Annotated in this window: 10 protein-coding genes; all 10 read left to right on the forward strand. The window is 48.8% G+C overall.

The genetic code is table 11. The features are described from left to right. The first annotated feature begins 49 nt into the window (after window positions 1-49). Window positions 50-3,496: a DEAD/DEAH box helicase family protein gene (locus ACEQ15_RS05430; protein WP_370278076.1), complete on the forward strand. Its 3,447-nt coding sequence runs from the start codon at window positions 50-52 to the stop codon at window positions 3,494-3,496. Between the two features lie 32 nt (window positions 3,497-3,528). Continuing rightward, the gene (locus tag ACEQ15_RS05435; RefSeq protein ID WP_370278077.1) at window positions 3,529-5,070 is read left to right on the forward strand and encodes an N-6 DNA methylase; all 1,542 of its coding nucleotides are present in this window, start codon (window positions 3,529-3,531) and stop codon (window positions 5,068-5,070) included. Beyond that, a complete protein-coding gene (locus ACEQ15_RS05440) occupies window positions 5,067-6,242 on the forward strand; it encodes a restriction endonuclease subunit S (protein ID WP_370278078.1) in 1,176 nt (391 codons plus the stop codon). Before ACEQ15_RS05435 ends, ACEQ15_RS05440 begins: the two co-directional genes overlap by 4 nt. Before the next feature lie 57 nt (window positions 6,243-6,299). Continuing rightward, complete coding sequence (locus ACEQ15_RS05445) at window positions 6,300-7,730, forward strand: P-loop NTPase fold protein (protein ID WP_370278079.1); 1,431 nt, start codon at window positions 6,300-6,302, stop codon at window positions 7,728-7,730. Between the two features lie 36 nt (window positions 7,731-7,766). Then, entirely contained in the window at window positions 7,767-8,843 is a 1,077-nt protein-coding gene (locus ACEQ15_RS05450) for a hypothetical protein (RefSeq protein WP_370278080.1), read from the forward strand. Between the two features lie 148 nt (window positions 8,844-8,991). Then, the gene (locus ACEQ15_RS05455) at window positions 8,992-10,071 is read left to right on the forward strand and encodes a ComEC/Rec2 family competence protein (RefSeq protein ID WP_370278081.1); all 1,080 of its coding nucleotides are present in this window, start codon (window positions 8,992-8,994) and stop codon (window positions 10,069-10,071) included. A gap of 5 nt (window positions 10,072-10,076) precedes the next feature. Further along, window positions 10,077-10,736, forward strand: a complete 660-nt coding sequence (locus tag ACEQ15_RS05460; RefSeq protein WP_370278082.1) for a hypothetical protein — start codon at window positions 10,077-10,079, stop codon at window positions 10,734-10,736. Between the two features lie 14 nt (window positions 10,737-10,750). Further along, window positions 10,751-12,274, forward strand: coding sequence for an AAA family ATPase (locus ACEQ15_RS05465; protein ID WP_370278083.1), 1,524 nt, complete (start codon window positions 10,751-10,753; stop codon window positions 12,272-12,274). Beyond that, complete coding sequence (locus tag ACEQ15_RS05470) at window positions 12,267-13,823, forward strand: VWA domain-containing protein (protein WP_370278084.1); 1,557 nt, start codon at window positions 12,267-12,269, stop codon at window positions 13,821-13,823. Before ACEQ15_RS05465 ends, ACEQ15_RS05470 begins: the two co-directional genes overlap by 8 nt. A 30-nt stretch (window positions 13,824-13,853) precedes the next feature. Beyond that, window positions 13,854-14,360, forward strand: coding sequence for a HEPN domain-containing protein (locus ACEQ15_RS05475; RefSeq protein WP_370278085.1), 507 nt, complete (start codon window positions 13,854-13,856; stop codon window positions 14,358-14,360). Window positions 14,361-14,453: the final 93 nt, after the last annotated feature.

A 14,453-nucleotide genomic window follows, 5' to 3' on the forward strand; every position in this document is an offset into this window, starting at 1 on the left:
AAATTGGCACGATATCTGAAGTACAGGAAGTAACTAAAGGCTACATGACATGAAGTCCATGAATTTTGAACACCTCCGAAACAATTGGCCAGCACTCGCAGACTTAGGGGCATATGCCGAAACCTATGCCTGCTCAGACCCACAAAGTGCCCTAGTTAAGCTGCGTTGCTTCGTCGAGAAGCTGGTGGGCGAGATCTATAAAGATCTGAAGCTCCCAATTCAGCCAAACTCCACCTTCATGGATCGCTTGAACAATGACGGTTTTACCTCTGTTGTTCCTCGCGTCATTCTCGACAAGCTACATGCGGTTCGTATCCATGGGAACAAAGCTGCCCATGAAGGTGATGTTTCTGTATCGACTGCAGTGTGGTTGGTTGAGGAGGCTTATTACCTTGGGTGCTGGTTATTTGTAGCGCAAGGAGAAGGTAGTCGCGAAACTTGTCCGGATTATCAGGCTCCGAAGCTCGATTCATCAGGAGGTGTAAAGGCCGAGTTCAAGAAAAAGAACAAAGCGCTCCAGGAGCAACTAGCCAGCCAATCTGCTCAGTTGGATGCTGCACTGAAGGAGCTGGAGGAAGCCAAGCAGTCTGAGCTCGAAGCGCAGCAGCAAGCTACAAAGCTAAAAGCACAGATTGATGAAGCCAAGGCTCAGAAGTTTAGTGAGGGCAGCAAGAAAGCGACTCAGACTCTCAACTTTAACGAAGCGGAGACTCGTCGTCGCTTAATCGACAGTGAACTGCGTTTGGCGGGTTGGGATGTAGCGGTGGATGGTAGCGATACCGAACAAGTCACGCTAGAGCACGAAGTCGACGGCCAGCCTACGAAGTCAGGTATCGGATATTGCGATTATGTTCTCTGGGATGATAACGGCAAACCGTTGGCGGTAGTTGAAGCTAAGCGTGCACGTGAAAATCCAGAGAAGGGGCGGCAACAGGCCAAGCTATATGCTGATGCGCTGGAGAAGAAACATCAGCAGCGTCCAGTGATCTTCTACACCAATGGATACGATATCTGGCTCTGGGATGATGTGTTGGATACCGTACCGCGCAAGTTGTACGGCTATTACAGCAAAGACAGTCTGCAGTACCTAATTGGCCAGCGTCAGCTTCGTAAAGACCTGAACAGCACACCTATCGATACGAATATTGCCGGTCGTCTCTACCAGATGGAGTCGATCACCCGCGTCAGTGAGCGCTTCAGCGACGGTCATCGTAAAGCGCTGATTGTTCAGGCGACGGGTACCGGTAAAACCCGAGTTTCCATCGCATTGACCAAACGCCTGCTGGATGCAGGGTGGGCTAAGCGCGTACTTTTCTTGTGCGACCGCAAAGAGCTGCGTAAGCAAGCAAAAAACGCCTATAGCGAATTTGTGAAAGAGCCGCTTTACGTAGTGGGGCGAAGCAAAAAGGAAGATCAGCATAACGCACGTATCTACATTGCGACCTATCCGGGAATGATGGGGATCTACGAGCAGTTTGATGTGGGGTACTTTGACCTGATCATTGCAGATGAATCTCATCGTTCGGTCTACAACGTCTTCGGCGATCTGTTTAAGTACTTCGACGCTCGCCAGGTGGGGTTGACCGCCACGCCGGTTGAGATGGTGAGTCGATCTACCTGTAAGCTGTTTGGTTGTGACTACAAAATGCCTACAGCCAACTACCCGCTAGAACAGGCTGTTGAAGAGGGCAACCTGGTACCTTTTAAGGTTGTAACCCACACCACACAGTTCTTGCGTGAAGGTATCAAAGGCCACACGCTGTCTGATGAGCAAATCGCAGAGTTAGAAGATCAAGGCTTCGATCCGAACGAGATGGATTTCGATGTACCGGACGTGGATAAAGCGGTATTTAACAAAGATACCAACCGCGCCATCTTGCGTAACTTGATGGAGCGGGGGCTGCGCGATGTGGATGGGCAGCTACCAGGGAAGAGTATTATCTTTGCGCGTAGTATTCAGCATGCTGAGCTATTAGCTGAACTGTTTGGCCAAATGTATCCCCAGCATGGCGGCAACTTCTGTCGAGTGATTCACTCCAAATACGAGCGCGCCGAAGAGCTGATTGACGACTTTAAGAAAACCGATGGCTCAGCGGACCAGATTACCATCGCCGTATCTGTCGATATGTTGGATACCGGGATTGATGTACCGGAAGTGGTTAACCTGGTTTTTGCCAAGCCGGTTAAATCCAAGGTTAAATTCTGGCAGATGGTGGGGCGCGGTACCCGTTTGTGTGAGCATCTCTATGGCATAGGAAATCATAAAACTCACTTCCTGATCTTCGATCATTGGGCCAACTTCGATTACTTCGAGATGGACCCTCCAGAAGATGATGGTCGCACTGGTAAATCACTCTGTGAAAAGCTATTTGAAACGCGGATTGAGTTGGCAGAAACTGCGCTTCAAAAGGCTGAAATGGAGCTGTTTAAGCAAATCCTCGCGCTTGTTAAAGAGGATATTGAGGCACTGGAGAATCGTTGTATTGCCGTGCGTGATAAGTGGCAACTGAAAGCGCAGCTGGCCGATGCGAAACAACTCGATCAATTTGCTCCGGATACACGGCACTTATTGCGCGCAGAAATGGCACCGTTGATGCAATGGCGTGATATTCGGGGAGAAGCGGAAGCGTTGCGTTGGGATCAGCAGATAACCGAGCTTCAGCAGATCCTGCTGACAAAGCCTTCTCAAATGGATGTGGCTAAATTAGCGGCGTTGACCAAAGTTGCTCAGCTCTCTATGCATCTGAATCCGGTACGCGCCAAAGCCGAGGATATCAAAGAGATTCAGCAGGATGCTTTCTGGCAAAGCCTTACCTTTGATGCACTTGAGCAGAAACGTATGGCACTGCGTGGCATTATCCACTTGCGGGATAAAGGGTCTCTGCCACCTGCAGAACCATTGCCGGTGATAGATATAAAGGAGGATCAGGGGGGATATCATATCGCTGAGCGTCCGACCACTATTGTCACAGTTGATTACCAGATATTCCGTCAGGAAGTAGAGCAGACCTTGGCTCCACTGTTTGATACTGATCCTGTCTTGCAGAAGATCCGCAACGGAGAACCGGTCTCTGATGCTGAATTGCAACAGTTGAACGCATTGGTACACGTACAGAATCCTAACCTGGATCTGGATACGCTTACGGAGTTTTTCCCGGAGTCCGGTGCCAGCCTTGATCAGATGCTGCGCACCCTGATCGGAATGGATGCAAAAGCGGTTGAGGCTGCCTTTACCGACTTTGTACAATCACACCACATCAACCTGAACGCTCAGCAGCAGCGTTTTATTGCGCTGCTAAAAAACCATCTCTGCAAATACGGCACTATCAACGTTGCCCAGCTGTACGATCCCCCATTTACCGCCATTCACCACGATGGCCTGGATGGCATCTTCAACCGTGAAGAGCAGGCTGATGCGCTGGTGGCTCTTGTAAAACAGTTTGGCGTCGAGCTGGGTCTACGTCGGGAATCAACCACACGTACCGTTGACCGTTAATCGCAGAATAGAAGAAGTATTGAGAACACGAAATGATCACAGGCGACTTGAAAAGCAAGATCGATAAACTTTGGGAGGAGTTCTGGACGGGGGGTATTACCAATCCGCTGACCGTGATTGAACAGATCACTTTCCTGATGTACGCCCGTATGCTGGATATGAACGAGCGTCGCGATGAAAAACGTGCTGAACGCACCGGTAAAACCTTCAATCGCCGCTTCACTCCACCTGAGCAGCATCTGCGCTGGGAAGCGTTCCGTCACATGCCTGCAGAGCAGATGTTTGAGCTGATGAGGGACGAAGTGTTCCCGCACTTTAAGGACCTCGCAGGTGAAGGCACGCTGTTCGCTGAATTTATGAAAGATGCTCAGCTGATGATCCAGAAGCCGAGTCTATTGGTGAAAGCGGTCAATATGGTGAATGAACTGCCGTTGGAAAAAAGTGATACAAAGGGTGATCTCTACGAATACCTACTTTCCAAACTGACTACTGCAGGTATCAACGGCCAGTTCCGTACTCCACGTCATGTGATCCGCGCGATGGTCGAGATGCTGGAGCCAGAAGCAAAACATCGTATTGCTGATCCTGCCTGTGGAACAGCAGGCTTCCTCTCAGTCTGCTATGAGTACCTGTTGGAGAAATACAGCTCGCCCGAGGGTGTGGTTACAGAGATGGTGACCAATGAAAAAGGTGAAGAGGAGGAGAACAAAATCTTCACCGGCGACCTGCTATATGACCACCGTAAGCATGTGGATACCGATATGTTCCACGGCTTCGACTTCGATGCCACCATGCTGCGTATCGCCGCAATGAACTTGGTGATGCATGGCGTGGCTGAGCCGGATATTCACTATCAGGATACCTTGAGCCAGCGCTTCTCAGAGCGTTTCCCCAAGGCCGCAGAGGAAGGCTTTGACCTGATCCTTGCGAATCCTCCGTTCAAAGGTAGTCTGGATGAAGAGGACGTAGATCCAGCGCTATTGCGGGTGGTGAAAACCAAAAAGACCGAACTGCTGTTTGTGGCGCTAATAATGCGCATGCTGCGTGTGGGTGGTCGTAGCTCCACGATTGTGCCGGACGGTGTTCTATTTAATTCTTCAAAGGCACACCTGCAGCTGCGTAAACATCTGGTGGATGATAACCAGCTGGAAGCGGTGATCAGCCTGCCAAGTGGTGTTTTTAAGCCGTACGCTGGCGTATCGACAGCCATTCTGATCTTTACCAAAGGTGGCGTAACCGACCATGTATGGTTTTACGATGTAAAGAATGATGGTTTCTCGCTGGATGATAGACGTCAACCAAAAGGTGAGAACGACCTGCCTGATCTAGTCGCAAAGTTTAAAGCACGTGACAAGGTGATTGCGGAAACGGAGGGGAATGACCGCACCGCTAAGGCGTTCTGGGTCAGCCGTGATGAGATCGAGTCTAATAAGTACGACCTGTCGCTGAACCGTTATAAGGAGCAGGAGTACGAAGTGGAGCAGTACGACCCGCCCAAGGAGATTTTGGCGCGACTGAAGGCGCTTGAGGTGGATATTCAGCGGGATCTGGATGAGCTGGAGGGGATGTTGTGAGCTGGCCTCTTGTTGCCATAAAAGACGTCGCCAAGGTCGTAACTGGTAAGACTCCGTCGAAGAAGAACCCCGAGTTTTTTGGGGGGAGTATTCCTTTTGTCACGCCCGCAGAAATTGGTGTAAATACTGTTGTCTCAGACGCTCCGCAAACACTAACGGAGCGCGGGGCGGATAAGGTTAAACTTGTCCCAGAGGGGGCTGTACTAGTTTGTTGTATTGGCTCTCTGGGTAAGACCTCGATTGCTGGTAGGGAATTAGCGACAAACCAGCAAATCAATAGCGTTGTATTTGACCCGAGAAAAGTAGATTCCAGGTATGGGTACTATGCGTGTAAGCGCTTAAAGCCCAAGTTAGAATTAATGGCCCCTGCGACCACTGTTTCTATCGTGAATAAAAGCAACTTTGAGTCGCTAGAGATACCTCTTCCACCCCTGGCTGAGCAGCAGCGCATAGCTGCTATCCTCGACAAGACCGACACCCTGCGCCGAAAACGCCAGCAAGCTATTGACCTCGCCGACCAGTTCCTACGTAGTGTGTTTCTGGAAATGTTCGGCGACCCGGTCATCAATCCGAAGGAGTGGGAAACCCGCAAGCTAGGAGACTTGATTTTAAGTGGTCCCTCTAATGGCTTGTACAAGCCCGCCAAGGATTACGGTGAAGGTACAAGAATTTTGCGAATTGATGGCTTTTATAACGGTGCGCTAGAAGCTCAAAGTAAGCTTAAAAGAGTCAGATTGTCCGAAAAGGAAGTTGAAAAGTACGAGCTGGAAGAGAATTCAATAGTCATCAATCGAGTGAATAGCAGAGAATATTTGGGGAAGTGCGCTCTGATCGAAGGGGTGGAAGAGCGGACAGTTTTCGAATCCAACATGATGAATTTCACCGTTGACCAAAGTTTGGCTCAACCGGGTTTTATTGTGGATCAGCTATGCACTCCCTACGTAAAGGGGCAGATTCTTAAGTCGTGTAAGGATGCTGTTAACCAATCCAGCATCAACCAGCAAGATGTGAAGTCGTTGGAGCTTCGTATCCCTCCACTGGAGCTTCAGAAAAAATATCTGGGCCTTGTCGGTAAAACTCGTGGTTCGATCAAGTCTATGCAAAGCCTTTTGGATGAGAGTACAAACCTCAGTGCGTCGTTAAGCCAACAAGCTTTTAGCGGTGAGCTATGAAGTACCGGTCCACCGCGACTCAACCCTATATGAACCACCTATCACACGGATGTCATCATGCCAGACAGCTCAATAAACCCGAATAGTGCTGCATCACTCGTGCTACGTCTCAAGGAACCACTGTTCACTGAGGGCGAATGGCCTTGCGCCACCGACTTGCTGGGGCGCCACTCCGAGATTGAAAACCTATCGCCTGTGTTGCTTAATGCACAGGCTCCACTTGTCTTTGCCATTGATGCCCCCTGGGGTGGCGGTAAAACCACTTTTATCCGTCTATGGCAACACTACCTCCAGCAGCAGGAGCAAGTCTGCCTCTACCTGAATGCTTGGGAAAGCGATTTCGCTGACGATCCACTACTTCCAATGCTTTCCACATTGGATGAGTGGCTTCGCGAGCAGCAGGATGATTCCACTCCTAAAAAAGCTTGGAACAAAGCAAAGGAGTACGCCCCAGGTGTACTTAAATCCACAGCTGTTGCGGCGGCAAAAGTCGCAACCTTTGGAGCACTGGATGTCGAGAAAGAGTATGAGAAAATTGCTGCGGATCTGGCTGGTGGAGCTATAGAAGGGGTCGTTGACAGTTTTAATGTGCAGAAGCTGGCGTTAGAGCAGTTCAAAATCCAGCTCAGCGCGGCGTTAGATGCGTTACCAGAAGGTCAGCAAAATCTGCTCGTGTTTGTTGACGAGCTAGACCGATGCAAACCCACCTATGCAATTGAGTTACTGGAACGAATCAAGCACCTATTCGATATAGAGCGTTTGGTATTTGTTCTGGCAGTCAATCGAGACCAGCTCAGTAAGAGCCTGCAGGGCGTATATGGTCCGTCGTTTAATGGTCTGCACTACCTGAAGCGCTTTATAGATCTGGATTATCAACTGAAAGTTCCAGATAAGGCTTCTTATATCCAGGCAGTTTTGAAGCAACCGGACATGCTCGCTTATTTCCAAAGTCGATCTAGAGATAGCAATCTAGTGAGGACCATCTCTGATCTGCTGGATTGGTTAACTAATCGCTTCGATTATAGTTTGCGGGATATCGATCAGCTTGTAATGAGATTGCGGCTTATCGTAAGGGCAATCCCTAGCAACCAAGAGATGGATGTTCCGCTACTGGTGTGTCTATTGGTGTTGAGGCAAGAGAATGGAAAACTGTATCAGCAGTTTGTTGATGATATTACTTATGTGAATGAAGTTATCGATTTTCTCTTGGGTGATAAGTTCGAAAGCTCTCGATTACCGAAACCATTTGCTAAGGTTGCTGGTTGGTTGATTCAATCAGGTTACGATGCGTATGAAGATCTTGATCTCGAACCAGTGATTGAACCATGGCAGCAGCGATACGATCAGATGGAAGACGACGATGAACGTAAGTCAGATCTGAGTAGCCTACTGCGTATAGCAAGACATAATGATGGAGGCTGGAATAGGAGTGGTGTCAGAAAGCTTGCGTATTCAAGAATAGAGCTTGTGAGCCAGATAACCATTTAACAGTAATTGCTATTAGCTGAAGTTGTAGGAAACTCAATGGCCGTCCAACACGGAATGTGGAAAATCGGTGAGCGCCCCAAAGCGCTTGCTCCTGTCAAACTGGATACTGAAGAGCTGTTGGAAGAACAGATCTTTCAGGATATCTCCATCCTAAACAGTAATTGGCTGCTGATCGGTCGTCAGGTCTATACCGACTTCGGAAAATACATCGACCTGTTAGCGATTGATGCCTTTGGCTCGGTAATCGTCATTGAACTGAAGAAACATAAAACCCCTCGGGATGTGGTGGCGCAAACCATCGATTACGCTTCCTGGGTGGAAGCACTGCCTACTGAACGAGTCAGTCAGATCTACCACAAGTTTGCCACCAGCTACGGTTTGGAAATCACTAATTTTGATGATGCGTTTCAGGCTAAGTTTGGTGTGAAACCATCTGAAGATGAGGTGAACAGTTCACACCAAATGGTGATTGTTGCTGCTGAGCTTGATGCAAGTACCGAACGGATTATCAACTATCTCAATAGTAAGGCGGGTATCGCGGTTAATGCGGTGTTCTTTACTGTATTCCAGGATGGTAAAAGTCAGTACCTCAGTCGTGCATGGATGATCGATCCGGTTGAAACCGAAGATAAAGCGGTCAGTGATAGCAGTAAAGGGGAGTGGAACGGTGAGTACTATGCTTCCTTTGGTGTCGCTCATGACAGTCGCAATTGGCAGGATGCCCAGCGCTACGGCTTTATCTCTGCGGGTGGTGGGCGCTGGTACAGTAAAACTCTTTTCAAACTTGCTCCTGGTGATCGTGTTTGGGTGAACATTCCAAAGACCGGTTATGTAGGCGTTGCCAAAGTGGCTGGTACAGCGTTGGTCGCAGATGAGTTCATTCAGGACGATATGCACCTGGTGGGTAGCTATGGTACTGAGGCCGAACATGGAGAGGATAATGCAGAGTACTTTGTACCGGTTGAGTGGCTTCATGCGGTGGGTGAGAGCGAAGCGGTGAACGAAGTGGGTTTGTTCGGAAACCAGAACTCTGTTGCTCAGCCAAAAACATCAAAGTGGGACTATACCGTTGAGCGGTTGAAAGAGGTTTGGACAACTGCTTTGGACCCGTAAAAAATTTTACTGTTGTGTAAGTGGTTGATCTGCATATGAGTGGCTCTGTCTCTGCGTGACTTTGTAACTGTTTGAAAATTAATAGATTTAAGGAATTGGTACAGCCCCTGCTTTAACAGAAGTGTTATTCATTCTGTTGGAGAACCAAATGGGCTACGAAGTTGACTTCATTGGTGTAGGAAAAGAATCAAAAAGCGGCGACGCGATTGCTATCCGCTTTGGCAACCTTTACGGTGGCCGAGATGAGCAAACCGTTGTCGTGATTGACGGTGGTTTTAAGGATGTTGGTGCTGAGGTGGTTTCACACATCAAGCAGCACTTTGGGACAGATCGGGTGGACCTGGTTATCAGCACTCATCCTGATCAGGACCATATCAATGGATTGGAAACCGTTTTGATGGAACTTACGGTAAACGAGTTATGGATGCACCTCCCCTGGACGCACAATCAGGGCTTGGCAGATAAGTTTAAGGACGGACGTGTTACCGATAACAGTATCGGTGAGCGTCTGAAAGACAGCCTTGAAAAAGCCTGGTCTCTTTTCTGTTTGGCAGAAGAGAAAAACATTCCGGTGTATGAACCGTTCACCGGACTGTCTCATACCTCTGGTCACATCTGTATTTTGGGGCCTTCCGAATCCTATTACGAAGAGTTGATCCCGCAGTTTGATGGCATGCCCGCTGCCAAGGAGCAGGTTGAAGCGAGTTTTTTGGATAAGGTCGCCAGCCAGCTCAAGCAGATCTTTGCATTCTGGGGAGAAGACAAGATCTACGACGACGGTGTCACCTCACCTAAGAACAATTCCAGTGTTATTACTCAGTTGATCGTTGATGGCAAGCGCATGATCTTTACCGGTGATGCGGGTATTGAAGCGCTGAGCCATGCGGCAGATCAATTCGAACAATGTGTGGATCCAGCCCCCCTCCGTATTGTGCAAATTCCTCATCATGGCAGTCGTCGCAATGTAGGTCCGACGGTGCTCAACCGTTTGCTTGGGGAGCCACTAAGTGAAGGAGAAGAGCGGGAGTTGCTTGCGGTTGCGTCTACGGCTATGCAAGGCGAGCCAAAACATCCACGTAAAGCTGTACTGAATGCCTTTACTCATCGTGGTGCACGCGTGCTCGTAACACGTGGAAGCGGAATTTGTAGTAGCTCTGAAGCACCTCAGCGAAGTGGTTGGAGTCCAGTGAATCCTGAACCCTATCATTACACCTGGGAAGAGGAGTAAGTAAGATGTTGAAAACTCTTAAATCCCAAAACGCGCCGCAGCTAGGGGGCCTAATTATGGCTGCGTTGTTTATCGCGTACGCGGTGTCGAACGGTGTTGAGTCGTTGCTGAACTTCAACAACTTGTTGACCGATTTGGGGGGCGCTGCGGCGCTCTCCATCGTGTGTGTGTGGTTTGCTTATCTATTGCCTGCGGAATGGAAGCATTGTCTGGTTTATTTGCGGTTGAAGCATTCTCTTCCTGCACATCGCTTTTTGACGCTCCTTAATCGTGATGCACGAATCTCTAAAACCAAGTTCCGGGATGCGTTTCCAGAGCTGGATGAAGCGCTTGTAAAGGGCGCAGAGCAAAATGCATTCTGGTATCAACGCGTATACCTGCCAGTACGTGACACAGATGTTGTAAAGGCTGTACACAAGTCGTTTCTTCTATATCGCGATGCGATGGCTTCAATGTTAATCACGAGCTTGGTGCTGTCGGGTTTGTACCATTGGGGAGGAGGGCTAGCGATCGATCTTACTCAGATAAACGGTGTGTTTGTCACTATTGTTTGGGTTGAGGTTGTGTTGTTTGGTCTTGCTGCCCACAACTGTGGGAAGCGGTTTGTAACTACGGCAATCGCTGAACGTTTGAATGTAGAAGTCGTTTCTTCGAGCTCATGTTAAGGAGGGTATAAACCATGGAAAACACGCTCGTAACTACTCCTGATCGGAAGTCTAAATTAAAGCAGCTGTTGTTGAAGATGCAGCAAGGGCTGTTGGAGCGAGAACCTCAAACCAAACTGATTTTGTTGGCGGCTCTGGCAGGTGAGCATGTGTTGCTTCTTGGTCCTCCCGGAACCGCCAAAAGTGAGCTGGCCAAGCGCCTGAAAAACATCTTTGTTGAAGCGAATTACTTTGAGAGGTTGTTGACACGCTTTTCGGTACCGGAAGAGTTGTTTGGTCCGTTATCGATACGAGCGTTAGAGGAGGATCGCTATAACCGCCTTACCAGTGGTTATCTTCCCGAGGCATCGGTGGCGTTTATTGATGAAATCTTTAAAGCCAACAGTGCCATCCTCAACAGCCTTTTGACGCTTTTGAATGAACGCCAATTTGATAACGGAAATCGACGGCACGAGGTGCCGTTGATCTCCGTTATTGCTGCTAGTAATGAGCTGCCCGAAGGGGAGGAGCTAACTGCTCTCTATGATCGCTTCATGTTGCGCAGCTTTGTAGAACCGGTTTCTGACAATGCGTTTAGATCACTGCTCTGCTTGGAAAATGAAGAATGTGATCCTGATTTAGCTACTCGTTTGAGAGTGGATGAGCTTAAGGAGGTACAAGCTCTTTCAGCGAAGGTGACACTGCCATCGGATGTGTTGGCGTTGTGTGAAGCGTTTCGGAAATACCTGGTCCAGGAGAAAATTTACGTATCAGACCGCCGTTGGCGAAAGATCATCAAGCTGCTGCAGGTTTCTGCATTTACCAACAACCAGACCGAGGTGTCTGTTTACGACGCATGGCTTCTACCGCACTGCCTGTGGGAAAAGCCAGATCAGCTGGAAGGGCTGATTAAACTCTACAAGACCAACATCGCGATAGATGGCGATTTTCAGCCAAAACGGTCGACTAACATGTTGGCCGCTTGGGAAGATAGATTAGAAGAAGATAGAAACAAAAAATGCCAGGCGACCAATGAAAAAGGTGAGCTGCTCTACATAGATAAAAGTGGTAAGCAGGTTGTTTCCAAGACGAGTAAACAACAAAAGCGCGATGGCGATGGAGATGTACTTTACTACGACGAGTACAACCAGCGCGAAACGAAGAACACTCGTGGTAGCTACGGAAAAAATGAGCCTGTCATGGTTGATATCCCCAATGATCCGTATGTTGAAGCCATCTCATATTCCTCTGTTCATATTGAGGAGCGGGTACGCCAAGTCAGCCAGCTGAAAGGAGATATATCTCAGTTCTTGGCATCTCTTCTTCAACAGCAATCTTTAGCGAAAGAAGCGCTATACAACCACCTTTGGGCAGACAGCTCCATTTTTCCAGAACTAAGTGAAAGCCTTCAGACTGCTATTCAGCAGACAGAGAGGTTGCTTGAACGTGCGGATAAAGTGATCAAGGGCTTCAGCGAACTGCCTCGGGAGAGTGAAGATTTAGAGCCTTTTGATGATCCTCAGGAACCTGAAGTAATCGAAGGTGAACTCTGTGACTGAGACAAGCAGTACGGAGTCGAGTCCGGGTGATCTGTTGGTGTTGTCGCGATTTGACGATGCTTACTCTCAGCTGGATCTCTTACCAGAGGCCCTGCTTCCAACCGTGGTGACTCATCCGCATGGAGAGCTTCAAAGCAGGGTAGAAGGTGTTCTTCAGCTTAGACACGCGTTATTGCTGGGAAAGCTGCCCGCTGAGTCATTGGCTTGGCCAGCAGTGCCCATTCAGCAGCAGCTGAATAAAACGTTACACCAGCTAGACGTACCAAGGTTTTGTCGAGAAAACGAAGCCGTTGTTGATGCCTTGCTGGCTGATGTTCTTTTGGTGATAGAAGAGTATCAGCCATCGTTTCTCAAGACTAAGGCAGTGCTTGCACTGGAGTACCAAAAAGCGGAACTGAATCGTCTGAAGGAAGAGCTGTCTTCCCGGAAGCGTAAACGTCGTAAGCAACCAAGCGTCAAAATATCCACCGAGAAGCTCGCGGAGTTAGATGCTTTATCCGAAGTAAATGGCTGGATCAGTGTCTTGTCCGCTGAAGGATTGAGGGTCCCTGATGTTTGGCACGAACGTTTAAGCATTTGGGGTGAACTAGAGGCTGTTTTTCGTGATCTGCAGTTGGTGACGAGTCTGGGCTTTGATTTGTCAAAGGGGCTTTTCCAAAGTCATGGCTGGCTCAATCTGGTGAAGCTAAGAGAAGTCCTCAAAACACTGCCTCAGCTGCAAGATGTTATTTGTACGATTGGGCGAATGAAAAGTGCCGAGGGAGCCCCCATCGTCGAATCAATCCTGCAGGCAATACGTGTAAGCCGAATGCGGGAGCGAGAGATAAAAAGCCCCCTTATCCCCATGGAAACACGTGGTGTCACCCGTTCAGATTCTATAAGCCGGATGCTGCCCCAGGAAGCTGCGTACTTGGGGCACCCAGTCTTAAAGGGACTATGGCATGCGAGAAGAGCTGAACATGCGCTTTTGAGTTATGCGGTGGAAGGTACTGAACTCGAAGCCGTTGAAGAAGAACAAGAAGTGTTATCGGAAGTACAGCGAGCAGGAAAGAAGCGAAATGAAGAGCGCGGGCCGATGATTATCTGTCTGGATACCTCCGGCTCTATGCGTGGCACACCAGAGAACATTGCGAAGGCACTCGTGCTTGAGTGCTTGAGTGTCTCCGCTCAAGAAAAACGAGGGTGTTATGTCTATCTGTTTGGTAGCCGAAATGAAGTCAAAGAGCTTGAGCTAAGCCCTAACGAGCAAGGGCTCGAGCGCCTGATAAGTTTTCTTTCAATGTCATTCGGTGGCGGGACTGATGTAGAAGGTCCATTGCAGATGGCACTGGAGAAGTGCAAACAAACGCAGTGGGCGCGTGCTGATGTATTGCTTGTAACCGATGGTGAGTTTGCCTGCCCTGACAACCTGGTTTCTAAAATTAAAAGACGTAAGAAAAGCCATGCACTTGCAGTGCATGGAGTGCTTATTGGTGAACATAGCCGGGCGATGGAGAGGCTATGTGATGCACTGCATATGTTTTCTGACTGGCTGGAGTTAGCTCCTTAATGGGAGCAAGAGAAAAAGGATATTTTGACAATGTCTGTAGCGTACGAAAATTTCAAAATCTCAATTTTGGATTCTGAACGGATCTTAGAAGCGTATGACCTCCTAAATAAGGACAGAGCTGGTGGCCGTGAACCAGAAGAGCTTAAGCGAGCAGCGCTAATTATGACCCTGACCGCCTGGGAAACCTATGTTGAAGACCGCGTGAAAGAAGAGGTGGATTCTCGTTTACGTGCCTTAGATGGGAGTCAGGTCGCCAACTATATTCGAAAGCAGCTGGAGAACGATCTGAAGTTCTTCCATAACCCTAACTCTAAGAAGACGAAGCATATCTTCGAAGACTTTGTTGGTCTGGACGTCACTGAGCACTGGAAATGGGACAACATGGATCAAGAGGCTGTACGTACTAAGTTGAATAAGTGGATCCAGAAAAGAGGAGATGCAGTGCACCGATCTGTCACGGATAAACAGTCAAGTCATTTAGTAAGTCGAGAACCTGAATCAGTGAATTCATCTGCTATTGCCGTGCCACCGCATTGAATATAACCACATTCTTTAACACCGCTCGATCTTATCCGGATTCTGCCGCCGCATCTGCGCTACTGCAGCATCATTCACCGTCTTCTCCGACGT

The sequence above is a fragment of the Pontibacterium sp. genome (assembly GCF_964228735.1).
Lineage (GTDB): Bacteria > Pseudomonadota > Gammaproteobacteria > Pseudomonadales > Balneatricaceae > Pontibacterium.